Raw genomic sequence first — 26195 nt, 5'->3', positions numbered from 1 at the left:
CTGGCTCAATAGGCGTTTTCCGTATTGAGAAGCCGGATGGGCGTCAGGAAGAGGATCTTGAGATCGAACCAGAGCGACCAGTTTTCAATGTAATAAAGGTCGTATTCTGTGCGCATCGTGATCTTTTCTTCATTGTCGATTTCACCGCGCCAGCCATTGATCTGGGCCCAGCCGGTTACGCCCGGCTTGACGCGATGGCGTGCAAAATAGCCGTCGACAACTTCGTTATAGAGAAGATTGTTGGAATGCGCGGCCACCGCATGAGGACGCGGACCGACCAACGATAGCGATCCGGCGATAACGTTGAAAAACTGCGGCAGCTCGTCGATGGATGTCTTGCGGATAAAACGACCGACGCGGGTGACGCGCGGATCGTTTTTTGTCACAGCATTGCGCGCAGTCGGGTCGCATTGCTCGGTATACATCGAGCGGAATTTCCAGACATTGATGACTTCATTGTTGAAGCCATGGCGCTTCTGCTTGAAGAAAACTGGCCCCTTGCTGTCGAGCTTGATGGCAATGGCGGCGCCAATCATGATCGGCGACAGAACAACGATCCCGACAATACTGAAGGCAATGTCGAAAATGCGCTTGGCGACGGAATCCCAGTCGTTGATCGGCTTGTCGAAAATATCCAGCATCGGCACCGAGCCGACATAGGAATAGGAGCGCGGACGGAAGCGCAGGTGGTTGTTGAGCGCCGACAGGCGAATGTCGACGGGCAGTACCCAGAGTTTCTTTAGGAGTGCCAGAACACGCGCCTCGGCACTGATCGGCAGCGAAACGATCAGGAGATCGATATGGGCGATACGCGCAAACTCGATCAGTTCATTGATGTTGCCGAGCTTCGGATAACCCGCAACGACGGGCGGCGAGCGTTTGTCGTCGCGGTCGTCGAAAATACCGCAAATACGGATATCATTGTCCGGCTGCTGTTCGAGCGAACGGATCAGCGTTTCGGCATTGGGGCCGCCGCCGACGATTACAGCGCGGCGCTCCATGGTGCCGTTGCGGGCCCAGCGGCGGATTTTCCACGCAATGATCAGGCGGGAAATCAGGATGACGGCAATGGCGCTGACCGCCCAGATGAGGAACCAGCCGCGCGAGAAATGGGCTGAAATCTTGAACAGAAAGCCAGCCACTGCAAGCGTGCCGAGCGTGGCCGCCCAGCTGATGATCAGCCGTCGCAGATGGTGGGTGGGGCTTCGGAGAATATTGACCTGATAGCCGTCATTGATCTCCATCAGCGCGACATAGAGCACGCCGCCAGCGATGATGATCAGCGGATAATAAAGCAGATAATTGCTCTGAAGCCCGACATAATAGCCAAGGCTCAATATGCCCATCAGGAAGATGAGGCCAAACTCAACCAGCCGTACGACGCCGCTCAGCATGAGTGGCGAAAACGTGTCCCGCCTGTATTGCGCAGCTATGCTTTGCGCCAGGGGGCTGAGTTCCACCGGTTCTTGCGGCTTCGAATCCTGCTTGGCGCTGGCTTCGATAGCCTTGCGTCCAAATGGAGAAAAAGCATCATTGTCCCGCACGATAATGTCCCGCTTATCAGTTTACAGGAGTATGTGTATCGTCAGATTCCTAAGAAATCTCTGAGCACGCAGGTATCGGACCTGCTTGGTACTCACGAATGCGTTTCACGGTAAATCAATTCTATAGAATGCGCCATGGACTCAACTCCAAATCGTTCACGAAGTCGTGAATTATCGGGCATTTGCGCGCTGAAACTGTCTTTTCCGCCCCACGTTTCCCGGATTTTAGCGACAAGCGCTTCCATTGCCGGTTCGAACAAAGCCGGCGATGCAGGGCCGAATATTTCAGGAATGCCGCCAACGCGGCTGGCAATGACGGTTTTCCCGGCGGCAAGTGCCTCCAATACAATATAGGGGAACGCCTCCGCACGGGAAGGGACGACCATCATATGGCCGAGCGCAAATGCATCGCGCGCAGCCATGCCGGGCAGGAAATGGACGTTTTCGTCGAGGCCGAGTTCGGCTGCAAGTGCCGTAAAGATAGGCTTTTCGGAACCGTCGCCGACAATGGTTGCGCTGAGCGACAGGCCATCCTGATCGCGAAGCTGCGCCAAGGCGCGGATCAGAATATCCGGGCCTTTCAGATCACGCATGGTGCCGACAAACAAAAGATCGCTGGCTTCGGGCGCATCGGGTACGGAGATGAATTCGTCGTCAGCAAGCCCGTTATAGACGACTGCATGGAGGCCATGGGGTCGTCCGACCTTTTCCTCATAGGTTCGTTTCTCGAAATTGGAAACGAACATCACCGCATCGGTCATGGGGGCAAGAAGCCGCTCGACCAGAAAGACAGCGCCGCCACGGCGCGTCTTCCGGTCAAAATGCAGGCTTCCGCCATGCGGTGAATAGATACGGGCTACGCGAGACCTAAAAACCCGTAGAACAGAGCCGAACAGCCGGGCATAGACGCCGCCTTTGGCGCCATGTCCGTGCAAGATGTCCGGCCGCAATTTCTTGACAACGCGGTATGCTTTGAGTGCCGCCGCTGCATCGCCGATACCAATATGGCGTTGCATGGCAATTCTATGCAGGCCAAGCGCAAGCTTTGGCCGCAATTCTTCTAGAAGCGCATCCTCCCTTGGACCGCCTGTTGTTGCGTCGCAGACGATCCCGACAAGGTGACCTTTTTCCGCTTGTGCGCCGACCAGATCGCGGACATGGCGGAACAGTCCGCCAGCGGGCTCGCGAAAGCAGTGGACGATACGCAGAGGGGAAACAGTGTCGTCATCAGCCATCAATCGCCATCAGAACAGACGTTCGCGGACATAAATCGTATCGCCAGGCAGGATCGGATCGGAGATCAGAACCCGGCCCGTCAGCACCTTGCCATTGAACTGGCGGGTGATGTCGGCATTTTCCTGATTGGCGCGCGGACTGTAACCGCCTGCGGCTGCAATCGCTTTCTGAACGGTCATGCCCGGCACATAGGAATATTGCCCGGCTGCGCCCACTTCACCCATCACGAAGATCGGACGGTAACGGTCGATTTCCACGCTAACGTCTGGATCTCGCAGATAACCGCCGCGCAGTTTCGATGCAATCAGGCCTTCAAGCTGCTTGGCTGTCTTGCCGCGCGCTGGAATGCTGCCGACGAGCGGGAAAGCCACATAGCCTGCCTGATCGACACTATAGGTGTTGGTCAGGCTTGCCTGTTCAAAGACGGTGATGCGCACGCGATCGCCTGCATCCAGCATATAGGGCTGGTTCAGCGCTTCATGAAAGGCTGGCGGTGCAGGGCGATAGCTTGTGCACGCTGACGACAGAGTGATCGCCGCAAGACCGAGCGCCGTGAGCAAAGCACGGCCTGTACGCTTGTTGTGAATTTTCTTCGCCATCATGTCTCGCCTCGGTATCCCCGAAAAGCATCGCCCGCATTTATGGAAACTGATCGTCGCCGAAGCGCGGCCAGATGAATTCCTGTCACTGCGTTATCGATTGATTAGGGTTAATGGCTGGTAAAGATGTGCCGAGATGGTCAAAAAACTTTCCGGAAAAAGGGAAGGGTGAGGCAACAGAAGTATTGGAAGGTTACGACAGCTATAGAAAACGGCTTTGCCACGACGTGTGTTAGCGGATGCTTGAATGGCGCTGAAATCTCAGGGCTTAACCCTATGGTTACCTTAAGCGTTTACTTTTCCGGCCGGAAATGGGTATGCGACCTGAAGGGGAATGACGATTGTCAGTGATCGACGGGCGCCTGCGGAGTAACGAAATGGCGGAAGTCGATTCGTCGTTGAAAGACGCAGACATCGATATAGGCGCGCTTTTTGGAAGCTTGCGCCGTAACTGGCTTTTGATTGTTGGTGGCGCTCTTTTGACGGCGGCACTGGCCTGGATCATTTGTCTGCTTTTGACGCCGGATTACCGTGCCGAATCTCGTATTGTGATTGAGCCTCGCGAATCCGTTTTCACCCGTCCGAACGGCGATAACCCGGCTGAGCGCCCCTTGCTCGATCCGGAAGGTGTTAAGAGTCAGATTGAAATTCTGACATCCGGCGATCTTCTGAAACGTGTTTCGGACAAGCTGAACCTGACCGGCAATGACGTATTCATCACAACCGAAGTGAGACCATCCAGCCGCGTCCTTATTCTTCTCGGCATGATCGCCGATCCGGCGAAGCTGTCAACGGACGAGCGCGTCCAGCTGCGACTGCGCAAGAATTTGCAGGTTTATAACATCACCGGGTCGCGTGTTATCGTCGTGCAATATGCTTCGACAAATCCGCAACTGGCAGCTCAAATCGCCAATACCATTGCGGAAGAATATGTCGCGCTGCAAAGCGCGGCTAAGCTGCAATCCAATGACGATGCTACCAATTGGCTGGCGCCGGAAATCGATGATTTGCGGACGCATGTGCGTGATGCCGAGAAAAAGGTCGCGGATTACCGCGCCTCACGTGGATTGCTGACCGGACAGAGCAACAATACGATTGCATCGCAGCAGCTTTCCGAAGTTTCGACAGAACTCACCCGCGTTCGCACCGACCGGGCCACGGCAGAGGCGAGGGCGGCGAGTGTTCGCAAAGCGCTCGCCGCTGGCACGCCGGTGGATACGTTGCCCGAAGTTGTGGCTTCCGGCATGATGCAGCGGCTTGCCGAGCGTCGCATTGAGCTGAATGCGCAGATTGCCGATCTGTCGACGACGCTTCTCGATGGCCATCCGCGCATCAAAGCGTTGCGCTCCCAACTCATCGACCTCGACCGCCAGACCAAGGCGGAAGGTCGCAAGCTGCTTGCCAGCCTTGAAAACGATGTCACGACAGCGAAGCTGCGTGAAGACGAGCTGGCGCGCGAACTCAATCGCGTGCAGTCGCAGGCCGCACAGGCGGGCGATCAGGAAGTCGAGCTGCGCGCGCTGGAGCGTGAGGCGGCAGCGCAGCGCCAGCTTCTGGAAACCTATCTGACCCGTTATCGCGAGGCGGCTTCGCGTATTGATCGTAATTATGTGCCTGTCGATGCACGCATTCTGCCAGGCGAAACGCCCGCACTGCCATATTTCCCAATGGTTCTGCCAACTGTTGCGGCAACCTTTGCGGCGGCTTTACTGCTACTCTCGATCTTCGTGTTGCTGCGTGAACTGTTTAGCGGACGCGCCTTCGTCACAGCCGACGGCCGACGCGTCGAGGCTGTCGAAGAAATTGAAATGCCGGTGATTACGGCTGCTGCCGAAGCCGCCGCAGTTCCGCCGACAGCATCCGAACAGGGAGAAGGAACCGTTGCGCCGCGCCGTTCCTGGACAGTGCCTTTTATAACGAGATCGTCTGGCCCTGAGGCACGGACGACACCTGCGCCATCGGCGAAGGAGACGACCAAGTCTGCACCGAAGAATCCGAACGGCGTGGAAGCCATTGCCAATCGTCTGCTTGATGGTCGCGATAAGCGCATTGTGGTGGTTTCGCCCGAAGGTGATGAAGCGTCAGCGACAACTGTGCGTCTGCTGCGCGACCTCGCTGACCGTGGCAAGCGCGCTCTTCTGGTGGATATGACCGCGCAGGGTACGGTGGGCAGCGCAATGCTGGATGGGCATAAGCTGCCCGGCATTACCGAACTTCTGATTGGCGAGAAGCGCTTCAACGAAGTGATACACAGTGACCGTTTCTCGCAGGCACATGTCGTGCCGCTGGGTTCGGCGGACCCGGTTGAAGCCATGCGCTCCGTTGATCGCCTACCGCTTATCCTCGATGCGCTTGAGACCGTTTATGACTTCGTGATCGTCGAATGTGGTCCGTCTTCCGCCGCACAGATTCGCCGCGTGGCCGAAAACGACGCAACAGTTGTGATGAGCATTGTCGATCCAGAGAACAATGACGTTGCTCTTGCCGCGCTCGATCTCGATCAGGGCGGTTATGAGGATGTCGTCATTCTGGTGGACGATAAGAACCCGCGGCCACATGTGTAATTCGATTCAAAAACAGCGCCTTATACTGAAAAGCTGAATCAAAATCGCAACTTACTTCCGGGCAAGCTTTGCCCGGATGCGTTTGGCGAGCCGCCAGAGCCGGGGATTACGCTTGATCGTGCCGGCGATGGTGCTGCGTACGGCTTGCAGCGCCACAAAGAGCCTGCCTTTCGCCGAGAGCGGCAGAACGGTGTCGAAGATTTCAAGTTCGATATCGCACCAGTCGCGCTTGTAAGGTTCATCCCCCACACCGAAACTGTAGACCGAATACCCGGCATCGCAACAGCGCTGGATATCTTCGAAGAACAGAAACTCGCCGGGGCTGGCATGGGCCATATCGTCATCAGCAATAGCGGCAAATTCGGCAGTCGGTCCGCTCGCTGTCAGGTTTTTGCCGACGATAGAGCGGATAATGCCGCCCACTTCCAGAAAGCGTAATTCGCAGACTGGCGCTTGTGCCGTGAGACCCTGTCCGTAGAGCGCTTTGAAAAATGCTTGTATCGCCTTGTCGGCAAAGGGGTCGCTGATGCCCATCTGCCGGAAACGCCCGGCTTTCATAACGAAGAAAAGATCAAGAATCCGGTCGGATTCTTCCGGTGTCTGCGGCTTTTCAATTCGCCAGCCGCCAGCTTCTTCATAGCGGCGCTCGTGCTGACGGTGCTTTTTCAATCTCCGGCGGCGGTTGGTGCGGTCAAGCACGGCATCAAAACCGCCATCGAGCGAGACCATCAGGACCGGATTGGGATTTCTGTTCTGCCCCAGCGCAAAAAGCGGATTGTCGATATCGTCAACGGCTTCAAGCTGACGCGTCAGCGATAGCGCGTCGATATCCGGTCGTTCTTTGCGGATAGTGGCAACAAGCCGTTCCAGCGCCTTGCGGCTGACTGCGGATGCCTGTGCTCCATTTAACCACGGGAAATTACCATTGGCATGGTTTCCACCGGGATAGCGCGCGATTTTCATGCCGTTCTGGCGGACGACTTCCAGAGGCAGGAGAAGAACGGGACGATCACAATCGAAAATTCCGGCGACGAAACAGTCGCTGTTGACACAACGGTGCCAGCAATCGATCCAGGCAAAGGACTGCGGCGCGCCATGCAGGGCCAGCCCTGAAGCCCATAAACGCTCGATTTCGGAGAAATCGCTGATAATGCGTTCCGTAAGCGTGGCCGATCCCGCTATTTTGCCCCGCTCAGTCATGCTACGATGCGCCCCTCGGAATAATGTCAGAGCTGCTTTTTACGTGGGGGCTGCGCCATCCACCAGATAATCGCCATGGCAGGCAGAACCCAAAGCAGGCCCGACGCTATGAAATAGAGCAGATGCACCCATGCCGGAGAATTGCCGAGATGCGCGACGGCGATGATCGTGGCCAGAATCGCATAGACGATGACCAGCGTTACCAGCAGAAATGTGCCGATCAGTTTCTTCAGCCTTACGGGCATGATTGCGTCTCTCCTTTTCCCCGCACCATCACTAACCGCTGTACCCTGTCTGCGAAAGGGCAAAAAACGCGGCGGCATGTCGCGTGGGCTTGCCTTGTAACTCACGGGTCGATGCTGCATGTATCCCTTCAGATGTTTTGAAGGATGAACGGCATGACGGCAGCATCGATGGCGCAGCGCGGAGAGCGAAGCTCAAGAACGTCGAAGGACGAACGCGACCGGCGCCTTGTGCGTTACTGGCTTTATGCGGTTTTCGTTGTGCTGATCGTCATCGTGATGGTGGGCGGCGCCACCCGTATGACCGGCTCCGGCCTGTCCATCACCGAATGGAAGCCGATCCACGGTGTTATTCCCCCGCTCAACCATGCGGAATGGGTGGAAGAGTTCGATAAATACCGCCAGATCCCGCAATATCAGCAGATCAACAAGGGCATGGCCCTTGAAGAGTTCCAGTATATTTTCTGGTGGGAATGGGCGCATCGCCTGCTGGCCCGCTTTGTCGGTTTTCTCGTGGCCGTGCCGCTGATCTTCTTCTGGGCGACGGGTCGTCTGAAAGGTGGACTGAAATACCGTATGCTGGGTCTTCTGGCGTTGGGCGGATTTCAGGGCGCGATTGGCTGGTGGATGGTCGCGTCCGGTCTCAGCGAGCTTACCAGCGTCAGCCAATACCGGCTTGCGATCCACCTCACCACAGCCTGCGTGATTATTGCGGCGGTCTTCTACATTGCGAGAGGCCTTGTGACCTATACGGAGCGCCCGGCGGAGCGGTCGGTGCAGCGCTTTGCCGGATGGCTGGTCTTTGCCGTTCTGGTGCAGATCTATCTTGGTGGTCTGGTGGCCGGGCTGCATGCTGGTCTCACCTTCAACACCTGGCCCTTGATGGATGGCGCGATTATCCCATCCGATCTGTTCATCCAGTCGCCATGGTGGCGTAATCTGTTCGAAAGCCCGAAAACCGTGCAGTTCGTGCATCGCATGTTTGCCTATACGGTTCTGGTTCTCACCGTTCTCCACGCCGTTCAGGTCTGGAAAGATGCGCCGGGTACGACCCATGCGCGACGGACGATTGTGCTGCTCGGCCTCGTGCTGGTGCAGGCTGTCATCGGTATCGGAACGTTGCTGATGAGTGTGCCGCTGCATATGGGCCTGACGCATCAGTTCGTTGCGCTGATCGTGCTGGCTTTTGCGGTTGCGCATTGGCGCGCCACGAAGGGCGCTTACGCGGGATAGGCCGTCTGGCGCAAATATCTCAGCGCGGTGGCGATCTTCAGCTCCCGCGCTTCGTCAGCGTGATTGCTGTCCTCGCGGTGCCAAGCGGCTGAAAGACAGCCATAGGCAAAGGCATAATCGAGAATATAGGACGGCGCGCGACCGATGATCGGCGCGAAATGCTCGGCCATGTGCTTTGCACGGTCAAGGTCGAGGCAAAGATCGTCACGATCCAGTGGATTGTAGAAAATATTGGCGGCATCGAAAGCCGCATCGCCGATCAACCCGTGTGGATCAATCACAAGCCAGCCGCGCGGCCCTCGCAGGATATTCTCGTGATGAATGTCGCCATGCAGCGGAATAGGCTGATGCGGTGTCGCCAGGAGCTGCTTTGCAAGCGCTGTGGCCTCCGCGTAGAGCGGCGTCTGGTCTGCAACGGCAAAAAGGCCGGAGAAATGCCTGTCGAGCGGTTGCAGATCTGACGGCACGGGCTCGGGCGAGGGCGTATGCAGTGCGGCCAGAACTTGCCCGAAGATTACCAGACAATCCGCGTCTTGGCCGCTTTTGAGGTGTTGATCGAGATGATAGCTGCCCGCATATTCGATCAGCATCGACGTGCCTTTAAGATCGTACAGCCGCGCCGCGCCGTGTCCATCCTGCCAGCGCAGATAATGTGCGCCACGCATTTCCTCCAGCCCGGCTGGTTTCAACTGCTTGATAACAAAAACCTCGCCCGGATGATCGATACGTTCGACCTTCCAGACGAGGCTTGAATGCGTATCCGCCAGTGGTTCGAACGAACCGATATTCCATTCGACGGGGAATACCGGTTCAATCGTCATCAGGCTTTGTCGAGCATGAGGTTCATGTTCTGCACAGCCGCGCCCGAAGCGCCCTTGCCGAGATTGTCGAGCAGGGCGACCAGATTGACCTGATCGTCGCCTTCGGTGCCGAAGACAAAGAGCTTCATGCCATCCTTGCCAGCAAGCTCTTCCGCATCGACACGGGGAAGCTTGGCGCTTTCTTCCAGAGGTACGACTTCGACGATGTCCTGACCGGCATAATGCGCGCTCAAGGCAGCGTGAACCTTTGCAAGCGATGGCCTGCCTTCAAGCTCATTCAGGAACAGCGGAACCTGCACGATCATCCCTTGTGGGAAACGTCCGACGCTCGGGCTGAAGATCGGGCGACGGTCAAGGCGCCCATGCAACTGCAATTCCGGCACATGCTTGTGATGCAGTGGCAGGCCGTAAAGGAAGTTGTTGGAGGCCAGATAGTCCGGATTGTTCTTGTCTTCCATCTGGGCAATCAACTGCTTGCCGCCGCCCGTATAACCGGAAACGGCATTGACGCTAACGGGATAGTCAGACGGCAACAGGCCAGCGTCACGCAGCGGGCGTACAAGCGCAATCGCGCCAGTCGGATAGCAGCCCGGATTGGCGACAAGGCGCGCCTCGGCAATGCGCTCGCGCTGGCCTTGGGCGAGTTCGGCAAAGCCGTAAGCCCATTCGGGATGCACACGGAACGCGGTCGATGTATCGATGATCCGGGTCGCATTGTGGTCCCGAAGCAGGGAAACGGCTTCCTTCGATGCATCGTCAGGCAGGCACAGAATGGCAATGTCGGCAGAGCGCAGATAGTCGGCGCGCAAATCCTTGTTGCGCCGCTCGGCTTCCGGGATTGAAATCACTTCAAGATCGTCGCGCTCGGCCAGACGGCTGCGGATTTGCAGGCCGGTGGTGCCGTGTTCGCCATCGATGAAGATTTTCGGTTTCATGCTTTTGCCTTTTGATTTCATAAAGTTACGACAAATTCCGGAATCGGTTTTTCAACCGCTTGAATCAATTTCTCAACCGCGCGAAAGCGGCGCCGTCATCGTCGTTCTTTCTGTTCTGCCAGCAGGCCCAGATAATACATCGCAATTGTGGCTCCAGCGATAGCCGTAATATCGGCATGATCATAAGCTGGTGCAACCTCGACCACATCCGCACCGACAAAGTCAAGCGGTGTGAGCTTGCGCAGGATCGACAGCATCTTGGCCGAGGAAGGGCCACCAGCTACCGGCGTGCCCGTGCCGGGCGCAAAAGCGGGATCAAGGCAATCGATATCGAAGGTCAGATAGCTCTTCTTGCCAGCCGTGCGCTTTAGAATGGCGTCGGCAATCTCTGCCGCCGTCATGTCTTCGACTTCGTGGCCGTAAATGATCTTGATGCCGCAATCGTCCGGCGCATGGGTGCGAATGCCGACCTGGATGGAGTGGTCCGGGTCGATGATGCCGTCGCGCACTGCGCGGGCAACGAAGGAACCGTGGTCGATCCGCTTGCCGTCATCGAACCAGGTGTCCTGATGCGCATCGAACTGCACCAGCGCCAGCGGGCCGTATTTCGCGGCATGGGCTTTCAGAAGCGGCCATGTCACGAAATGATCACCGCCAAGCGTTAGCAAAAACGCGTCGGATTTGAGGATTTTTGCCGCTTCGCGCTCAATCGTGGCTGGCGTCTTATAATGATTGCCATAGTCGAGCAGGCAGTCACCATAGTCGATGACTGCGAGATTTTCGAACAGATCACGCTGGAACGGATATTGCGGGTCATTGTCGAAAATGGCCGATGCACGCCGGATGGCCTGCGGGCCGAAACGCGCGCCAGGCCGGTTGGACACCGCGGCATCGAACGGAATGCCCCAGACAACAGCTTCCGCGCCTTTGAGCGATTTCGTATAGACGCGCCGCATGAAAGACAGCACGCCCGCATGGGTCGGGTCTGTCGCAGCGCTTGTCAGGCTGCGTGCGGTGAATGCGTGATCAATGGTCTTGGATGGCATGGCCGTTTCCCGATGAAGCTCAGACTTCTATAACCGGTCAGTTGAGAAATTGGGAAGAGGTTTTAATCCCGATCGAAGCCGTAGGCGCGTTCGATACGACCAATGCGGACGCGATAGGTTTCATACCATTGCTGGCGACCAAGCTTTTGCGCCACGAGATGATCCACTTCGCGCTTCCATGCCCGAATACTGTCTTCATCCGCCCAGAACGAGTTTGTGATGCCAAAGCCTTCCGCATCGCGGGCGCTTTCGACGCCAAGATATCCGGGCTGTTGCGCCGCGAGTTCGGCCATGCGCACCGCCATATCGCCATAGCCATCGTCGTCACCAATGCGCTGCGAAGCGAACGTCACAACGTAATAAGGCGGCTCCGGTGTGACGGCAAAGCGGTCGGATGACATCGTGCTGGCTCCTTGCTGGCTGATTCCTGAAATCCATAACAAAAAGCGGACCCGAAAGCCCGCTTTTCCGTATGCGCAACGTGATATCCGCCCGTTCGCGGCGTGTTAGAAGTTGACCGCAAGATTCACTTTGATCGCGTGATCCTGCATCCCGTGCGCGACTTGTCCCCGGTATTGCAATCCAAGGGACGTTCTCTGCGTCAGGTTGAAGTCCAGACCGGCCTGTGCGTAGAGCACATCGCGACTGAGGGGCAGTCCGGCAACTATAAAGCCGGGGTTGTTTCCAAAGCTCAGCATTGTTTCCGGTTGGGCATAGCTATTGTGCTGCCAGCCGAGAGCGACCTTCGTGTTGACGCTGGTATTCTCGGAGATTGCATAATTGTTCGAAAGACGGATGCCGAGATAGTTGCTCAACAGGCTGCTGGTTGCTCCAGAGCCGGAGAGGGCCGTCACAGCTTCATTTTCAGTGAAGCTATTGGTTTTCGCGTAAGCGTAGGAAATCCCCGCGAAGGGTTCCAGAAGCACCAGCTTGGTGTCTATATTGTAACCCAGCTCGGCAAATCCCTGGTAGCTGCTGGCTTTGTAGCTTGCGCGATTATCGTTGGTGATTTCCTTGAAGCGGATCGTACGCTTGCTGTCGATATCATGCAGGTTTGCGTTGCCTCCGAAGGTCAGGCTGACATTATTCCACACATAGCTACCATAGGCGCCGATCTGATAGCTATCGACACTCGCGGATGACAGGCCGCTATTGAGTGAGGATTGCATATAGCCGCTAAAGAGGCCCAGCAACCAGTTGTCGGAGATATGGCCGTCGATACCAGTAATGAAACCGGTGGCACTGCGGCTCATGTCCTGCGCCTCTCCGTCGCTCTGGAAATGTGCCGTGGAATTATAGGCCTGTCCCCAGACACCGTTCTGAAGATGAGCATCTGGTGACTTCACCGCCCGCCCGTAACGACTGTCCGACAGGCCGTTCATGCGCTGCATGACGGCTTCGCGTGGCAACTGATTGTCGTACAGAAGCGAGGTCAGTGTGGACGCGTAAATATCGCCGGACAACTCGGTATAGGCTTCCGACAAATTGTCCTCCACCCGTGACGTCAAAACGTTCTTGTAGAGCTTGTTGTCGTGGCCGAGTGCCTGCAATGCGTCGGCAACATTTCGTTGCTGGTTGCCTGCTGCGTATACTGAGAACCTTTTTTCCTGCTTTACAAAGGTGACGCCAACTTCATTCTGTTTATAATCAAGCTCTTCACCGATGAAATTATATGTCGGTGAAACCTTGTTGAAGCGCCCCGTGATTCCATTGTCTGCTTTCAGGAAGATGCTGCTTTTGCCCAGTCGAGCAATAATCTCGTCAACAGTCAGCGGGACGCGTTTCTTGTCTCCGTCAAACATGACGCCGCCGGCTAGCTGCGCTCTATTGCTGCCATAGAGCAGAGATGTGCTGCCGTCGGTACCCACACCGATATCAAGCGTGCTACCGTCCTTCAGGTCGATGTCACCATTGACTTTCAATGTCTTCGTGCTGGATGTGCGGAAATCGCCCGGCGCGACATGAGCACCATTTCCCGCTGTTATACCTCCAGTCAAGCCGGTGCCGCTTAGCGTGCCGCCGGAATGAACCAGAACCGGCGAGGTGATAGAACCGTTGACCATCAATTCGCCAGCGTAAATGTCGGTTTGTCCTTTATAGCTGCTCTGGCCGTTAAGGACGGTGGTGCCTTGTCCGACCTGCTGTACACGGCCATCGCCGGTAATTTTGCCATCAAAATTGAGCACATTGCTGCGGTTGAAGGACAGAAACGCATCCTTCTGCATCAAATCGACATCGCCAATGATGGAGCCGGTTTTGCCGCCATTGCCAAGCTCCAGTCCGCCTTCGAGAACGAAGCTGTTGCCGGTATATTTGTTCTCTCCCGTCAGCGTCAGTTTTCCAGACTGCATTTTGTAGAGCGATCTGTTTCCATCCAGATAGCCCGCTACGATTCTATCGGATGTAGGGAAGAAAAAATTGCGCTCGGTTTTGAATAATCCATCGGGAGACCGGACGTAGAAACCCGCCAGATCGGGGTTGGACCAATATTCCCGCATATAGTTGGCGATGTAATTGTGTGTCTGCGTGGTGGGGTGAATGTCGTCCCAGAATACATGTTCGTTCTGTATCGCGGAACCTCGCCGTTGATTAAAGCATGAGGGTGTATCCACGCAACTACTGGTGGCATCTGAGAAGCCGAAAATCTTGGGGTGTTTCAAAACCATATCGAGCACATTGCCTATCTGGGGAGCGTAGACCACGGCATCCGGGTGCTTTCTCCTGAACGCGGCGATACTGTCGGCAATGGCGTGATTGAAATCGTTTGTTGCTGCTTTCGATGGGATGCCGGGTGAGTTTGCGTAGCGTGGAATTTTTGAAAAGTCAGGTAAGTCAGGCACAAGAAACTGCCTCGCCCCAGCCCGATAGAGGCGTTCAAGGAGACGATGCTGCGAGGGGAGATGGCATTCTTCCCGTGAATGAACTCATTCACCTCGTCCGCAATAGACGGGATTATCCATGATTTCGCACGGCCGGCACTCTGATATTTCGTTCCACCGATGGCGTAGTTGACGTTGATGTCGCGGTTTGGGGTGTTGTCACCAAAATCGTCGGTACGACGTCGACCAAAAAAAGGAGGGTCCCACTTAAACCCGAATATGGTGCCTCGCTTTTGATTTCGGAAGAGGTATTCGTTCCAGACGCGACCGTTGCTGAATCGTCCATCAGTCGTAACGTGTCTAGTGAGTGCCGTAACATCATCATCAAACGTACCGTTATCGCTTAAGCTGTCGCCGAAGATGATAGCTCTGTTAAAATAGGTTCTCTCGTCATTATCGGTTATGCTTTGTGAATAAGCCGCCGAAGAAAGTAAAATTTGAGAAAAGGCGAATGAAGCCAATAAAATATTGGACTTTAAAATGGAAATATTTGTCAAAATGTTTATCCAGGAAATATATAATAAAAATTAAATGAAATATAAAAAGAAATAAGAATAGTGTAAATGAGCCTCCTTCGAATAGGGGGTGGAGGGCCGTAGAAACCAAAAAAGCGAGCCTTGCGGCTCGCTTTTTTGCATATCAAGACGACAGGAATATTATCGTCTGGAAATGTAACCCCAAGCGCCGGAGCGCTTGGGTAATTCTTAAACGGGCCAGCGCTTTGAGAACTGGCCCTAAGCGGATTAGCGCTTCGAGAACTGGAACGAACGGCGAGCCTTGGCCTTACCGTACTTCTTACGTTCGACAACGCGGCTATCGCGGGTCAGGAAGCCACCCTTCTTGAGAACCGTGCGCAGGCCCGGTTCGTAGTAGGTGAGGGCCTTCGAGATACCGTGACGAACGGCACCAGCCTGACCGGACAGGCCGCCACCAGCAACGGTAGCAACGATGTCGAACTGGCCAGCGCGGTTCGAAGCGATGATCGGCTGCTGAAGGATCATCTGCAGGACCGGACGTGCGAAATACTTTTCGAATTCCTTGTCGTTGACGGTGATCTTGCCGGAACCCGGCTTGACCCAAACGCGTGCAACGGCGTCCTTACGCTTGCCGGTGGCATAAGCGCGGCCCTGTGCGTCCAGCTTCTGGACGTGAACCGGAGCGGCAGCTTCGGTCTTGGCAACAGTGCCGAGTTCTTCGAGCGAGTTGAGCTGCTCAGCCATGATTATGCATTCCCTTTGTTCTTGCGGTTCAGCGCTGCGACGTCGAGGACTTCCGGCTGCTGAGCTTCATGCTGATGGTTCGGACCTGCATAAACGCGCAGGTTCTTCATCTGGCGACGGCCGAGCGGACCACGTGGGATCATACGCTCAATAGCCTTCTCGAGAACGCGTTCCGGGAAACGGCCTTCGAGAATCTGGCGAGCAGTGCGCTCCTTGATGCCGCCCGGATGGCCGGTGTGCCAGTAATAAACCTTGTCGGTGTACTTCTTGCCGGTCAGAACAACCTTGTCGGCATTGATGATGATGACATTGTCGCCATCGTCAACATGCGGGGTGAAGGTTGCTTTGTGCTTGCCACGCAGGCGATTGGCGACGATAGTTGCGAGACGACCAACGACGAGACCTTCGGCGTCGATCAGTACCCACTTCTTCACCACTTCAGCCGGCTTCTGAGAAAAAGTTGCCATTGAAGTCTTCCTTAGACTAATCCCCGATCTTGTATCAGGGCTTTTTTTGTTGCTTGTGTTGGAGCGATCCAACCCGAACGGGCGTGCAAAAGATAAGTTTCGCGCGCTTCCGGCGGGTCGATACACAAACTCTGCCCCGCCGTCAAGTCCCGCTTTTGCGTGGTTATTTTAAAATCATAATAAAATCAATGGCTTGCATATTTGGTATTATAATACCGCATCTTTTTGCAGTTGTTTTAGCGAGGCGGGATTGAATAGGTCGCAGTTGCATGGGCCACCAGCTCGCCGGTCACGCCATCGGTCAGGCTGATGTCGAGGACGGCAAGGCGCTTTCCAAGCTTCAGCAGCCGCGCAACAGCTTCCACCGTGCCGGGCGAAGGCTTGCGCAGAAAATTGATGTTGAGATTGGTCGTCACGGCAAGCGCGACCGGCCCGATATGCGCCAGTATGGCCGCATAGGCCGCGACATCGGCGAGCGCGAAAAGGGCAGGACCGGAGACCGTACCGCCGGGGCGCAAATGTTGCTCGTCGGCGTGAAGGCGCATCGTGGCGGAGCCTTCGTCAATTGCAACAATCTCGAAACTGTCACCAAGCTGCGGAAACTCGCGCTTCATGAAGGCGCGCAGGTCGTCGATATCCATCACCGGGGTTGGGCTTGTGTGTCGTGCCATATTGATATTCATCCAGTCCTCCCAATCTTTATAGCAATAGAAGCGTGAACCATCGCGTTGCAAGCGGCATCCGCTCATGCAAACGATAAACACAGTCACGCAGTTGAAGCCGGTAAGGAAAGACATGAACAATCCGTCTAACGACCAGATTCGCGACATTCTCCAATCCGTCAAAACAATTGCGCTTCTTGGCGCTTCGCCGAAGCCGGAACGGCCGAGCAATGGCGTGATGGAGTTTTTGCTGTCCAAGGGCTACCACGTCATTCCTGTCAATCCGGGGCAGGCCGGCAAGGAAATCCATGGTCAGCGCGTTGTGGCACGTTTGGCCGATATTGAAGAGCCTGTGGATATGGTCGATGTGTTTCGGGAGCCTTATTCGCTGCCTGGCATCGTCGATGAAATTCTGGCGATGGAACCGCGTCCGTCGGTTCTGTGGACGCAGCTCGGCGTTGTTCACGAGGAGGCGGGCAAGCGCGCTGAAGAAGCCGGGCTGAAAGTCGTCATGGACCGTTGTCCGGCAATCGAATATCCGCGTTTGATCGGATAGCCGTTTGAAGTCGAAATAAATTTCCGCGCTTTGCTGTGGCTCGAAAAATTCCTCCTTTGCTTTCTTTGGGGCAAAGCCTAACGTCCGCTCTCAAAGAGTGGCATTCGTTATCAGGAGGAATAAATGTCCAAACGCTCACCCGGCATAGAAACACTGGCCGTTCACGCAGGCGCAAAGCCGGATCCGACGACGGGCGCGCGTGCAACGCCGATCTATCAGACGACATCCTTCGTGTTTGAAGATGCGGATCATGCCGCCGCCCTGTTCGGCCTTCAGGCGTTTGGCAATATCTATACGCGCATCACCAATCCGACGACGGCAGTGCTGGAAGAGCGCATTGCTGCGCTGGAAGGCGGCACTGCAGCCGTTGCAACGGCATCGGGGCATGCCGCGCAACTGCTCGTTTTCCATACGCTGTTGCAGCCGGGCGATAATTTCGTTGCCGCACGGCAGCTTTATGGCGGTTCGATCAACCAGTTCGGTCAGTCCTTCAAATCCTTCGGCTGGCAAGTGCGCTGGGCCGATGCCACCAACCCGACCGATTTTGCCAAGCAGATCGATGACAAGACGCGCGCGATCTTCATTGAAAGCTTCGCCAATCCGGGCGGTATTGTCGTGGATATCGAAGCGATTGCCGAAATCGCCCATAAGCACGGTCTGCCTCTGATCGTCGACAACACGCTGGCTTCACCTTATCTCGTGCGCCCGATTGAACATGGGGCTGACGTTGTGGTGCATTCGCTGACAAAATTCATTGGCGGTCATGGCAATTCGATGGGCGGTATTCTCATCGATGGTGGAACCTTCGACTGGGCGAAGTCGGGCAACTATCCGCTTCTGACCGAACCACGCCCGGATTATGCCGGTCTGGAACTGCACAAAACCTTCGGCAATATCTCTTTTGCCATTGCGGCCCGCGTGCTGGGACTGCGTGACTTTGGCCCGGCGATTTCGCCGTTCAATGCGTTCCAGATCCTGACCGGCGTCGAAACCCTGCCGCTCCGCATGCAGCGCCATAGTGATAATGCGCAGAAGGTTGCGACCTGGTTGCATGGCCATGAGAAGGTGTCGTGGGTGAATTATGCCGGTCTGCCGCACGACAAATATCATGCGCTTCAGCAGAAATATTCGCCAAAGGGCGCGGGCTCGGTTTTCACCTTCGGTCTCAAGGGCGGCTATGACGCAGGCGTGAAGTTCGTGGACAGCCTCGACCTGTTCTCGCTGCTTGCCAATATCGGCGATACCCGCTCGTTGGTTATCCATCCGGCTTCCACCACGCATCGCCAGCTAAGCGACGAGCAGAAGGTGGCAGCGGGTGCTGGACCGGATGTCGTGCGTTTGTCGATCGGCATCGAGGATGCAGACGATATCATCGCCGATATCGAACAGGCTCTGGCGAAGGTCTGATCGGATGAGCCGGTTTCTCGACTTTGACCTGACAGGCATTGAACCAGAGGAGGGCGCTCCCTTGCCGGAGCGCGTTCTTTCCGGCGATCCCAAATTCCGGACATGGAATCTGGAAGAAAATGCCGAGGGCACGCTCTTTGCCGGCATATGGGAAAGCACGCCCGGAAAATGGCGGATTGAATATGACGAATGGGAGTTCTGTCACATTCTGTCTGGCCGCTCCATTGTGAGCGAGGAGGGCGGAGCGAGCCGGGAAGTCAAGGCCGGCGACAGTTTCGTCATCCGCCCGGGCTTCAAGGGTAGTTGGGATGTGCTGGAAACCACCCGCAAGGAATATGTGATCAAGCTCTGACAAAAGAAAAGGCTGCGAAATTCGCAGCCTTTTTGATTCTTGGATTTACCGCGGCTCGTCGCCTCTCGGTCGGATATAGGCGCGAGGACCGCTGTTGCCCGAAGGGCGACCAGCTCCCGGACGTGGCTGCGATGGTCGTTCGGCTTGCGGGGGGCGGGGCCGCTCGCCTTGCGGCGGGCGTGGACGGTCCGGTCTGTTATAGTCTGGGCGACGATCGCGGTCCCGATAACGGTAATCGCGGTAGCGCGAGTCCCGATAATAGCGCGGGTAATTGCGGTAATAGCCGCCGCTGTCATAAACGACACCAGTGCCGATATAGCTGCCCTGCACATAATATGGGTCGTAATAACCGCCGCCATAATAGCCTTCAGACACGCACCCGGTGAGCGTTAGTCCCGATATGCCAATGCCGACGGCGATCAGAAGTGATTTTAATGACATGGCTGTCGCTCCTTGAAAGGCCGAAAACGGCGCAGCAATTAACGCACCATTTTTCAGCGAACCCTATTCAATTGGTAGTATGCCGAAAGCGTTTCAAGCGGCAAAATCAATAAAGATTGCAGAGTGATAGCTATTTCGCGATGATCGAGTTTCTTGCTTTGGTTTCGATGGATGCAATGTTTAAGAGCCGAATTATACGATGGTGAGGATGATGTTCCTGTTTAGAAATAAAAAAGCCGCCTCGAAAGGCGGCTTTTTTGTTCGACGATCACAGCAATTATTTTGCGGCGCTGATGGCGGTCGAGATTTCAGTGAACTTTGCACTGATACTCGTTCCGAGCGCCGTCGTTGCAGTGATGATGACGACTGCGATCAGAGCTGCGATCAGACCGTATTCAATAGCGGTTGCACCGGATTCATTTTTGCGAAAACGCGAGAAAAGCTTGGACATGTGTTGCTCCTGAGACTCTGCTTTTATTAGCTGGTCGTCTTGACCTGGGGGCAAATTACACGGGCAATTCTTTTTGCGCTCTTAAGTTGCATGGTAAACAGAAGATAAGCGCCTTATATGCTTAATAAATTGCTGAATTAGCAAGCTTGACGCCACTGCATTAAAACTAAGGTGGGCTGTGCCATCAGCGAAAGGCCAGATGAACAAAAACCCCGCACTGGGCGGGGTTCGTTTTCGATAGGGTCGGCGCTTACTTGGGGAGCTGCGCGCCAGCCTGCTTCACGGCGTCAGCCATAGTCTGGCACAGCTTTTCTTCGGAAACATTCTGCGCCTTTGCGCTGGTGGCAATATCCTGTTCCATACCCATGGCGGAAACCTTGCCCTGCTTGCCGGTTTCTTCCGCAGCTTCAGCCTTGGAGGTGTCGGCCGGAGGAGGGATCATTCCTAGCAGCTTGTTCTGGATTTCAATGGCTGCACCATCGGTATAGCCCTTGTCCTTGCAATAGGTCAGCACGCCCAGCTGATTGCGGGCAGCATTATAGGCCATTTCCATCTGTTCAGGCGATGCCTGTGCAAAGGCGGCGGCAAGATTTGCCCCGAGAAACAGGCCGGTCAAAGAAACACGAACGATATTACGCATTATAATTCCTCTCCATGATTCAAATGCACGGAGAGATAATGCGATTTTACCAATTGGGAAAATTCAAGAAAGATTAATTAGTGAAATGTAATATAATAGAATTAATTTCTTCCAATTTTTAAATCAGCGTCATATTTGCCTTTTAGGCTCATTGCGCTGCTCTACTTAAGCCGAGATACACTATGTTTCGGTGACCCGTATCGGGACAAGCCCGGTTTCATTGAAGCTCAGGAACATTCGCTCAGCTGGCTAAATTATGGGGGCTGATCGCTTGTCAAATTCGATCGTTTTGAGAAAATGGTCGAAACTGTGAGAATTGACGAAATTTGCTCTTGCGCTTGGCGCACGAATTGCCTAAACGGCTCTCACGCGACTGACAAATCAGTCGGGCGATTAGCTCAGTTGGTAGAGCGCTTCGTTTACACCGAAGATGTCGGGAGTTCGAGTCTCTCATCGCCCACCATTCTTTCCCCTTGAAATCATTTATAAACCTTGCATTCCCGGCCTTTTTGTCCATTTTGACGTTACAAAACACGTTACAAAATGGGCTTTCAACATGGCGGGAAAAATCCGGTATTTATTGAACAGGGACGGACGCTATTTTGCGCGACTCACCGTACCGCCAGACCTACGCGAATATCTGCAAGGCGACGATAAAGGTAAGCGCGAACTGCGAGAGCCTTTAGGTGGAGATCGCCGCATAGCACTTAAATTACTCCCCGGCGTTGTCGCGGATATTCAAGCAAGAATCGGAATAGCGGAAGCTAATCGCGCCAAGGCGACCTCAACAGCGTTCAACGCTATGCGCTATCCAATGTCGATTGAAGGGATAGCGCAGCGGCATTATCAGAAATTACTCGCCTTAGATGATCAGTTGCGCATGAGCGATCCACGCTTTGCGTCGATAGGTTTCGATGACGTTTGGATTGAGAGCCTACGCGACGGGATCGCCGGACGCCTGAGCGATGATCAGTTAGATAAGCTGATCGGCGGACATATCGAGAGATACCGTGTGTCCGGCAACACAGACGTGAAGAAAGGCTCGGAGGCGTGGCGCAAACTCGCAATGGCAATTTGTGTCGCTGAATACGAAGGCGAGTCACGATCAGCAGAACGCAACGAAGGGGTGTTTAACGGCGAACCAGAGCACCCTATGCTTGTGAAGGCGATTGCAGCGGAAGCGGTAAAGCAGCCTGATATCGCGGTCCGCACCTTTAACCAGATCATTGACGACGAAGTGAAGCGTCGGTCACGCGGTAAAGATGCCAAGCCAATTTCAGAGCGCAGCGTGAAGAAATACCGCGACAACTGCAAAGAGTTTGCGAAACACCGCAAGTCAGACAATGCGGCGACCGTGACCGCCATTGAGGGCAAACGGTGGATTGAATCTATGCAGGATGCAGGGGAGAACGGTAATCGTACCGTGAAGGCGAAATTTCAGAATGTTGTTACGGTTCTGAATTGGGAACGTAAACGCGACCTTGAAAATTTCTTCCCTTTAAGCAATCCGCTATCAGCCGTTCAAAAGCCGAATTTTGATGCGGACCCATCCTATTTGAGCGCCTACACGCTTGATGAGGCAAAGCTTGTCCTGAAAGCAGCGCGTAAGGAAGAATTGCCAATGTTTCGCTGGATACCTTGGCTCTGCGCTTATTCCGGTATGCGTATCAGTGAGGCGGGGCGGCTTGAAAAAGGGGATTTTTTTAAATCTGGCGACCGATGGTTTTACAAGGTCACAAAGGTAGGCGGTCGATCTTTGAAGAATAGTAGCAGTGAACGCCGCATTCCAGTTCACACGGCGCTTATTGATGAGGGATTTATCAAATTCATGGAAGCGGCACCGGAAGGCCGCTTATTCCGTGGAAAGACAAAGGACATAATCGACCCGCAGCCGCGTGTCAGTGAGTGGATTCGTAAGTTAATACCAATGAACGTTCATCCTGAATTAATGCCCAACCATGGATGGCGTCACCTGTTTGAAGATTTTTGCAGGCGCGACCGTGTACAGGAGGAAGCCAGATTTTATATGGTAGGTAGAACTAGCGGCGGCTCACATGAAGCTTATGGGCGAAGCGAGGTAATGCTTCCCGGCTTGGCGGTGCAGATGGGGCAAATACAGCCCATCGACTTAGATAACAAAAATTGATAAAAATCGACAATTTCCATCATTTTTGTTGATATAGGATTCACAACGAATCTCAAGTGTGAGAGAATAAGCCATGTTCAAAAGCATGGTTTAAAGTTGTGTTGCGTACAAATGTTAGCCGCGTATTTAAGGCACTTGGTTTTTCACTGGAAAAGAAAGCATACACGCTGACTAATCCGGAAATTCATTCAATTTTTGGTATTACTCCAACTGTAAGCGGTAGGAACGTTGGTGGCGAAAATGCCATTAGCGTTCCTGCCGTCTTGCAGGCGGTTCGTCTTATTGCTGAAAACATTGGCTCGCTACCTTGCAAGCTTTATCACGACCTTGAGCAAGGCAAGAAGCCGGCGAAAGAGCATACCGCACACCGCATTGTTCATAGCCGTGCCAATGGCTGGACAAGCGCCGGACAGTTGCGCACCGACCTAACCAGAGACGCATTGATTCATGGCGGCGGTTTTGCAAAAGTTGTACGCGCATCCGATGGCAGGCCGCTTGAGCTTGTCCGCCTAAAACCCGGCACCGTTTCCATATATGAAGATAGCCTTGCCGACCTTCCGCCGATCTATCGTGTAACGGAAGCTGGCGGCACCGTTGACTATCCGCACACCGAAATTCTGGATATTCGGCCCTTTGGTAGCAGATCGCCGGTAACACTCGGCAAGGAAGCAATAGGCCTTTCTGCCATTCTGGAACACCACGGCGCTAACCTTTTTAAAGGCGGCGCTCGCCCGCCTGCTGTCCTATCTCGCGATAAGGCTATTCCTTCCGATCTCGCAGTAGGCGAGCAGAGCCTGAAAAATCTCAAGAGCCGTTTTCGGGATGCACAAAACGATGGCTTTAAGGTTCCACTGATCCTTGATGATGGCTGGAATTATAACCAGATGGCGCTCACCTCGACAGACGCGCAATTTCTTGAAAACCGCACATTCCAGATTGCTGATATCGCCCGGATTTTCGGCGTCCCGCCCCATATGCTGTTTGAGCTATCCCGCGCTACTTGGAGCAATAGCGAAGAAATGTCGCGTTCCTTCATACAGCTTTGCTTGCGCCCTTGGCTGGATCGCTGGCAGGATGCTTATGCGACCGTCCTACTGTCCGAAGACGAACAGGACGAATATTCGTTTGAATTTGTCATTGATGATTTGCAGCGCGCTGACACCGCGACCCGCACCGATAGTTTCGGCAAGCTGGTTGCATCGCGCATCATGACGCCAAACGAAGCCAGAGCGGCCATGAACATGCCGCCACTTCCCGGTGGTGATGAATTGGCGAACCCTTACACTTCCGTTTCCGGTCCGAAGACCATCCCCGACAACAAGGATGATCCGAATGACCGACCAGACGCAGACCAGCCCGAATAATATCACAGTACGTTTTTCTGGCGTGGAAATTTCCGGCGCGCCGGAAGCCATTTTGCAATTTGTAAAAGGCTGGCAGAAATCAGAAGAAAAGCCGCAACCATGGTGGGTTACAGAAACCCCATGGTTTGAGCGTCACGGCAAACTCACGCCAGAGGAAGCCGCAGACCTCGAAGCCGGTACGTACGGAACCCACGACACCGCGATGCGTCATTCACCGAAATTGAGCGACGAAGATTTTGCAGCCTACAGCGAGGCCAAGCGCAAGCTGTTTGTTGTATCCCGCGCCAGTCTTGAGCGGAATTTGCGCCGATGATCACTACTTTCATTGGCGATAGCGAGCGGTCGCTGAAAATCCTGCCAGAGCATATCGAAGAACTGGAAAAGCTGACCGGCGCGGCCATTGGCGTTTTATATGGACGCGTCATGAGCGCTCAATTCCATTTTGCAGACCTTCTAACGATTGTCCGGCTCGGCTTGATCGGCGGCGGGATGGATGACCGCGAAGCTTGGAACCTGACAGACACCTACGTCAAAACGCGCCCGGTTATGCAGACCCTTCCGATTGCCCTTGACCTGATCGAACAGATTTGGAGTGGCGAAACCGTGTCCGGTGACGAGCAGGGGGCCGCATAATGGAAAAGCTGGAAATCAAAGCCGATGTTTCCATTGATGACGCCGGAACCGTGACCGGAATCGCATGGCCGTTTGGTAAGCCTGATAGCATTGGCGACCTGATAGAGCCGACCGCATTCAAATTCGCGCCAGAAATCCCGATGCTGGTTGAACATGACGGCGGGCAAGTTGTCGGCGTCTGGAAATCCTATGCCGTCACCGACAAGGGGCTTGAAGTGAAAGGCCGCTTGTTTGTCGAAGGCTCGGAGCCAGCGCGCCTTGCACGCCAGCACCTAAAAGCCCGCAGCATGTCCGGCCTCTCCATTGGTTACATGAACAACGGTTTTAAGGCTCGACCAGAAGGCGGTCGCGTCCTGACAGATATTACCGTCGCAGAAATCAGCCTTTGCCGCCGTCCGATCCATCCGAACGCCGGAATTATTGAAGTTAAAAGCGCCGTCGATGGAGCGGCATTCCATACTCAAAAGGATAATTTCTCTATGGAAAACGAAGCTATTGAAATCGTGCCGGAAGCCAAGGCCGATCCGGTTATTGACCAGAAGTCCTTTGACGCCATGAAAGCGCGTCTGGACAAGCTGGAAGCCAAGGCGAACCGCCCGCAGCCTTCGAACAACAATCATCCTCGCGCCATGAACGACAATGGCGACCTTGAGCGCAAGGCGTTCACTGATTACGTCCGCACTGGTCGCATCGAAGAAAAGGCGCTTGCTTACGGCGAACCCTCAACGGGCGGCGTTCTCGCTCCCGGTGAAACCGCCAAAACCATTCTGGAAAAGCTGGCAGAATATTCGCCGCTTCGCTCGCTTGCGTCTTCTATGAGCATGAGCATTCCGGTTCTCGAATATCCGCGTCTGGTCGATGAAGTCGAACCGGGCGAAGTTGGCGAAACCGACGACCGGCCAGAAAGTGAAACCTCTTATGATACGATTGACCTTCGCACCTTTGAAACGGCGGTGACGGTCCCGGTTACGCGTATTCTTCTGGAAGATGCGCAGATCGATCTTGAGAGCTTTCTTTCCAGCCATATTGCGCGCCGTTTTGGTCAGCGCGAAGCCCGTCATTTCATCGTTGGCGACGGTAAGAAGCAGGCGGAAGGCGTTCTCATCTCGCCGGACGTTCTGGAACTGGAAGCCGATCAAATTGACGGCGATGTCCTCATTGACCTGTTCAGCAATATCAAGACTGGTTATTCGCGGCGCGGCGCATGGCTTATGAACCGCGCCACCATGGCGACCGTTCGCAAGCTGAAAGCTACTGACGGTTCATATATCTGGCAGCATTCTATCGCCGCAGACGTTCCGCCGACGCTTCTAGGCCGTCCGGTTTATGAAGCCGTGGACATGCCGAACGCCGAAGCAGGCAAATCTCCTATTGTCTTTGGCGACTTCCAATCTGGTTACATGATCGCAGATCGCGCCGGTTTCTCGACCATTCGCGATGAACTGACCGGAGCCGATCAGGGCATTATCAAGCTTCGCGCACGTCGCCGCGTTGGTGGCCGCGTTATTCAGGGCGAGGCAATTACCAAGCTCAAGATCGTGATGTAATCATGAAATC

26 protein-coding genes and 1 tRNA gene are annotated in these 26195 nt (G+C 54.7%); 11 read left to right on the top strand and 16 right to left on the bottom strand.

All coding sequences use genetic code 11. The annotated features are described in order from the left end of the window. Positions 1-5: 5 nt before the first annotated feature. The 3 genes from ACTJKP_RS08755 to ACTJKP_RS08745 all read right to left on the bottom strand — a co-directional run bounded on the left by ACTJKP_RS08755 (position 6) and on the right by ACTJKP_RS08745 (position 3379). Positions 6-1544: an undecaprenyl-phosphate glucose phosphotransferase gene (locus tag ACTJKP_RS08755; protein ID WP_440630365.1), complete on the bottom strand. Its 1539-nt coding sequence runs from the start codon at positions 1542-1544 to the stop codon at positions 6-8. Positions 1545-1636: 92 nt separating this feature from the next. Further along, on the bottom strand, positions 1637-2779 hold the full coding sequence (locus tag ACTJKP_RS08750; protein WP_440630364.1) for a glycosyltransferase: 1143 nt from the start codon (positions 2777-2779) through the stop codon (positions 1637-1639). 9 nt (positions 2780-2788) lie between these two features. Beyond that, the gene (locus tag ACTJKP_RS08745; protein WP_371836102.1) at positions 2789-3379 is read right to left on the bottom strand and encodes a polysaccharide biosynthesis/export family protein; all 591 of its coding nucleotides are present in this window, start codon (positions 3377-3379) and stop codon (positions 2789-2791) included. A gap of 377 nt (positions 3380-3756) precedes the next feature. On the opposite strand from ACTJKP_RS08745, the gene ACTJKP_RS08740 reads away from it, so the two are divergent. After that, positions 3757-5943, top strand: coding sequence for a GumC family protein (locus tag ACTJKP_RS08740; RefSeq protein WP_440630363.1), 2187 nt, complete (start codon positions 3757-3759; stop codon positions 5941-5943). Positions 5944-5994: 51 nt separating this feature from the next. Here the strand turns inward: ACTJKP_RS08740 and ACTJKP_RS08735 are convergent, their stop codons facing one another. Both ACTJKP_RS08735 and ACTJKP_RS08730 read right to left on the bottom strand, forming a co-directional pair. Continuing rightward, positions 5995-7143 (bottom strand): GNAT family N-acetyltransferase, encoded by a 1149-nt coding sequence (locus tag ACTJKP_RS08735; protein WP_440630362.1) that lies wholly within the window; start codon positions 7141-7143, stop codon positions 5995-5997. Positions 7144-7169: 26 nt separating this feature from the next. After that, a complete protein-coding gene (locus ACTJKP_RS08730) occupies positions 7170-7388 on the bottom strand; it encodes a DUF2842 domain-containing protein (RefSeq protein ID WP_078340522.1) in 219 nt (72 codons plus the stop codon). Positions 7389-7541: 153 nt separating this feature from the next. Between ACTJKP_RS08730 and ACTJKP_RS08725 the strand changes: the two genes are divergently transcribed. Next, complete coding sequence (locus ACTJKP_RS08725; RefSeq protein WP_440630361.1) at positions 7542-8618, top strand: COX15/CtaA family protein; 1077 nt, start codon at positions 7542-7544, stop codon at positions 8616-8618. Here ACTJKP_RS08725 and ACTJKP_RS08720 read toward each other — a convergent pair. The 8 genes from ACTJKP_RS08720 to ACTJKP_RS08685 all read right to left on the bottom strand — a co-directional run bounded on the left by ACTJKP_RS08720 (position 8606) and on the right by ACTJKP_RS08685 (position 16669). Next, positions 8606-9439, bottom strand: a complete 834-nt coding sequence (locus tag ACTJKP_RS08720) for an aminoglycoside phosphotransferase family protein (RefSeq protein ID WP_440630360.1) — start codon at positions 9437-9439, stop codon at positions 8606-8608. The two genes, ACTJKP_RS08725 and ACTJKP_RS08720, sit on opposite strands and share 13 nt — an antisense overlap. Next, positions 9439-10374, bottom strand: coding sequence for an N-acetyl-gamma-glutamyl-phosphate reductase (gene argC, locus ACTJKP_RS08715; protein WP_440630359.1), 936 nt, complete (start codon positions 10372-10374; stop codon positions 9439-9441). The genes ACTJKP_RS08720 and argC overlap by 1 nt, the downstream gene beginning before the upstream one ends. A gap of 95 nt (positions 10375-10469) precedes the next feature. Then, a complete protein-coding gene (gene speB, locus ACTJKP_RS08710) occupies positions 10470-11420 on the bottom strand; it encodes an agmatinase (protein WP_440630358.1) in 951 nt (316 codons plus the stop codon). 62 nt (positions 11421-11482) lie between these two features. Beyond that, the gene (locus ACTJKP_RS08705) at positions 11483-11821 is read right to left on the bottom strand and encodes an antibiotic biosynthesis monooxygenase family protein (RefSeq protein ID WP_078340525.1); all 339 of its coding nucleotides are present in this window, start codon (positions 11819-11821) and stop codon (positions 11483-11485) included. A 105-nt stretch (positions 11822-11926) separates the two neighbouring features. Beyond that, positions 11927-14260, bottom strand: a complete 2334-nt coding sequence (locus tag ACTJKP_RS08700; protein WP_440630357.1) for an autotransporter domain-containing protein — start codon at positions 14258-14260, stop codon at positions 11927-11929. Between the two features lie 782 nt (positions 14261-15042). Next, entirely contained in the window at positions 15043-15519 is a 477-nt protein-coding gene (rpsI, locus tag ACTJKP_RS08695) for a 30S ribosomal protein S9 (protein ID WP_078340527.1), read from the bottom strand. Positions 15520-15521: 2 nt separating this feature from the next. Further along, positions 15522-15986 (bottom strand): 50S ribosomal protein L13, encoded by a 465-nt coding sequence (gene rplM, locus ACTJKP_RS08690; protein ID WP_078340528.1) that lies wholly within the window; start codon positions 15984-15986, stop codon positions 15522-15524. Positions 15987-16222: 236 nt separating this feature from the next. Then, positions 16223-16669, bottom strand: coding sequence for a PaaI family thioesterase (locus tag ACTJKP_RS08685; protein WP_440630356.1), 447 nt, complete (start codon positions 16667-16669; stop codon positions 16223-16225). A gap of 112 nt (positions 16670-16781) precedes the next feature. Here ACTJKP_RS08685 and ACTJKP_RS08680 point away from each other — a divergent pair, with 112 nt between their 5' ends. The 3 genes from ACTJKP_RS08680 to ACTJKP_RS08670 all read left to right on the top strand — a co-directional run bounded on the left by ACTJKP_RS08680 (position 16782) and on the right by ACTJKP_RS08670 (position 18963). Continuing rightward, positions 16782-17204 (top strand): CoA-binding protein, encoded by a 423-nt coding sequence (locus tag ACTJKP_RS08680; RefSeq protein ID WP_440630355.1) that lies wholly within the window; start codon positions 16782-16784, stop codon positions 17202-17204. Positions 17205-17327: 123 nt separating this feature from the next. After that, a complete protein-coding gene (locus ACTJKP_RS08675; protein ID WP_151591296.1) occupies positions 17328-18611 on the top strand; it encodes an O-acetylhomoserine aminocarboxypropyltransferase in 1284 nt (427 codons plus the stop codon). 4 nt (positions 18612-18615) lie between these two features. Then, a complete protein-coding gene (locus tag ACTJKP_RS08670; RefSeq protein ID WP_151591298.1) occupies positions 18616-18963 on the top strand; it encodes a cupin domain-containing protein in 348 nt (115 codons plus the stop codon). A 45-nt stretch (positions 18964-19008) separates the two neighbouring features. On the opposite strand, the gene ACTJKP_RS08665 is transcribed toward ACTJKP_RS08670, so the two are convergent. From ACTJKP_RS08665 to ACTJKP_RS08655, 3 genes are all read right to left on the bottom strand, one after another. Next, on the bottom strand, positions 19009-19404 hold the full coding sequence (locus tag ACTJKP_RS08665; protein WP_440630354.1) for a hypothetical protein: 396 nt from the start codon (positions 19402-19404) through the stop codon (positions 19009-19011). 277 nt (positions 19405-19681) lie between these two features. Further along, positions 19682-19855 carry a Flp family type IVb pilin gene (locus ACTJKP_RS08660; protein WP_440630353.1) on the bottom strand — a complete coding sequence of 58 codons (174 nt, stop codon included), beginning with the start codon at positions 19853-19855 and terminating at the stop codon, positions 19682-19684. Between the two features lie 250 nt (positions 19856-20105). Then, positions 20106-20495, bottom strand: a complete 390-nt coding sequence (locus tag ACTJKP_RS08655; protein WP_440630352.1) for a pore-forming ESAT-6 family protein — start codon at positions 20493-20495, stop codon at positions 20106-20108. Positions 20496-20882: 387 nt separating this feature from the next. On the opposite strand from ACTJKP_RS08655, the gene ACTJKP_RS08650 reads away from it, so the two are divergent. The 6 genes from ACTJKP_RS08650 to ACTJKP_RS08625 all read left to right on the top strand — a co-directional run bounded on the left by ACTJKP_RS08650 (position 20883) and on the right by ACTJKP_RS08625 (position 26185). Next, positions 20883-20958 (top strand) — tRNA-Val (locus tag ACTJKP_RS08650). 93 nt (positions 20959-21051) lie between these two features. Continuing rightward, entirely contained in the window at positions 21052-22641 is a 1590-nt protein-coding gene (locus tag ACTJKP_RS08645; protein WP_440630351.1) for an integrase, read from the top strand. Positions 22642-22739: 98 nt separating this feature from the next. Continuing rightward, positions 22740-24005, top strand: a complete 1266-nt coding sequence (locus ACTJKP_RS08640; RefSeq protein WP_440630350.1) for a phage portal protein — start codon at positions 22740-22742, stop codon at positions 24003-24005. Beyond that, complete coding sequence (locus tag ACTJKP_RS08635; RefSeq protein ID WP_440630349.1) at positions 23974-24318, top strand: hypothetical protein; 345 nt, start codon at positions 23974-23976, stop codon at positions 24316-24318. The genes ACTJKP_RS08640 and ACTJKP_RS08635 overlap by 32 nt, the downstream gene beginning before the upstream one ends. Beyond that, complete coding sequence (locus ACTJKP_RS08630; protein ID WP_440630348.1) at positions 24315-24638, top strand: gene transfer agent family protein; 324 nt, start codon at positions 24315-24317, stop codon at positions 24636-24638. Before ACTJKP_RS08635 ends, ACTJKP_RS08630 begins: the two co-directional genes overlap by 4 nt. Beyond that, complete coding sequence (locus ACTJKP_RS08625) at positions 24638-26185, top strand: phage major capsid protein (RefSeq protein WP_440630347.1); 1548 nt, start codon at positions 24638-24640, stop codon at positions 26183-26185. The genes ACTJKP_RS08630 and ACTJKP_RS08625 overlap by 1 nt, the downstream gene beginning before the upstream one ends. Positions 26186-26195: the final 10 nt, after the last annotated feature.

This window comes from Brucella sp. 22210 (assembly GCF_052045675.1).
Classification (GTDB): Bacteria; Pseudomonadota; Alphaproteobacteria; order Rhizobiales; family Rhizobiaceae; genus Brucella.
Note: the sequence above shows the minus strand (reverse complement) of the source record. Positions and strands in the feature narration are given on the sequence as shown.

Coding starts and splice junctions, on each gene's coding strand:
- ACTJKP_RS08750 (WP_440630364.1), bottom strand. CDS start 2,779: ATGGCTGATGACGACACTGTTTCCCCTCTGCGTATCGTCCACTGCTTT.
- ACTJKP_RS08745 (WP_371836102.1), bottom strand. CDS start 3,379: ATGGCGAAGAAAATTCACAACAAGCGTACAGGCCGTGCTTTGCTCACG.
- ACTJKP_RS08740 (WP_440630363.1), top strand. CDS start 3,757: ATGGCGGAAGTCGATTCGTCGTTGAAAGACGCAGACATCGATATAGGC.
- ACTJKP_RS08735 (WP_440630362.1), bottom strand. CDS start 7,143: ATGACTGAGCGGGGCAAAATAGCGGGATCGGCCACGCTTACGGAACGC.
- ACTJKP_RS08730 (WP_078340522.1), bottom strand. CDS start 7,388: ATGCCCGTAAGGCTGAAGAAACTGATCGGCACATTTCTGCTGGTAACG.
- ACTJKP_RS08725 (WP_440630361.1), top strand. CDS start 7,542: ATGACGGCAGCATCGATGGCGCAGCGCGGAGAGCGAAGCTCAAGAACG.
- ACTJKP_RS08720 (WP_440630360.1), bottom strand. CDS start 9,439: ATGACGATTGAACCGGTATTCCCCGTCGAATGGAATATCGGTTCGTTC.
- argC (WP_440630359.1), bottom strand. CDS start 10,374: ATGAAACCGAAAATCTTCATCGATGGCGAACACGGCACCACCGGCCTG.
- speB (WP_440630358.1), bottom strand. CDS start 11,420: ATGCCATCCAAGACCATTGATCACGCATTCACCGCACGCAGCCTGACA.
- ACTJKP_RS08705 (WP_078340525.1), bottom strand. CDS start 11,821: ATGTCATCCGACCGCTTTGCCGTCACACCGGAGCCGCCTTATTACGTT.
- rpsI (WP_078340527.1), bottom strand. CDS start 15,519: ATGGCTGAGCAGCTCAACTCGCTCGAAGAACTCGGCACTGTTGCCAAG.
- rplM (WP_078340528.1), bottom strand. CDS start 15,986: ATGGCAACTTTTTCTCAGAAGCCGGCTGAAGTGGTGAAGAAGTGGGTA.
- ACTJKP_RS08685 (WP_440630356.1), bottom strand. CDS start 16,669: ATGAATATCAATATGGCACGACACACAAGCCCAACCCCGGTGATGGAT.
- ACTJKP_RS08680 (WP_440630355.1), top strand. CDS start 16,782: ATGAACAATCCGTCTAACGACCAGATTCGCGACATTCTCCAATCCGTC.
- ACTJKP_RS08675 (WP_151591296.1), top strand. CDS start 17,328: ATGTCCAAACGCTCACCCGGCATAGAAACACTGGCCGTTCACGCAGGC.
- ACTJKP_RS08670 (WP_151591298.1), top strand. CDS start 18,616: ATGAGCCGGTTTCTCGACTTTGACCTGACAGGCATTGAACCAGAGGAG.
- ACTJKP_RS08665 (WP_440630354.1), bottom strand. CDS start 19,404: ATGTCATTAAAATCACTTCTGATCGCCGTCGGCATTGGCATATCGGGA.
- ACTJKP_RS08660 (WP_440630353.1), bottom strand. CDS start 19,855: ATGTCCAAGCTTTTCTCGCGTTTTCGCAAAAATGAATCCGGTGCAACC.
- ACTJKP_RS08655 (WP_440630352.1), bottom strand. CDS start 20,495: ATGCGTAATATCGTTCGTGTTTCTTTGACCGGCCTGTTTCTCGGGGCA.
- ACTJKP_RS08645 (WP_440630351.1), top strand. CDS start 21,052: ATGGCGGGAAAAATCCGGTATTTATTGAACAGGGACGGACGCTATTTT.
- ACTJKP_RS08635 (WP_440630349.1), top strand. CDS start 23,974: ATGACCGACCAGACGCAGACCAGCCCGAATAATATCACAGTACGTTTT.
- ACTJKP_RS08630 (WP_440630348.1), top strand. CDS start 24,315: ATGATCACTACTTTCATTGGCGATAGCGAGCGGTCGCTGAAAATCCTG.
- ACTJKP_RS08625 (WP_440630347.1), top strand. CDS start 24,638: ATGGAAAAGCTGGAAATCAAAGCCGATGTTTCCATTGATGACGCCGGA.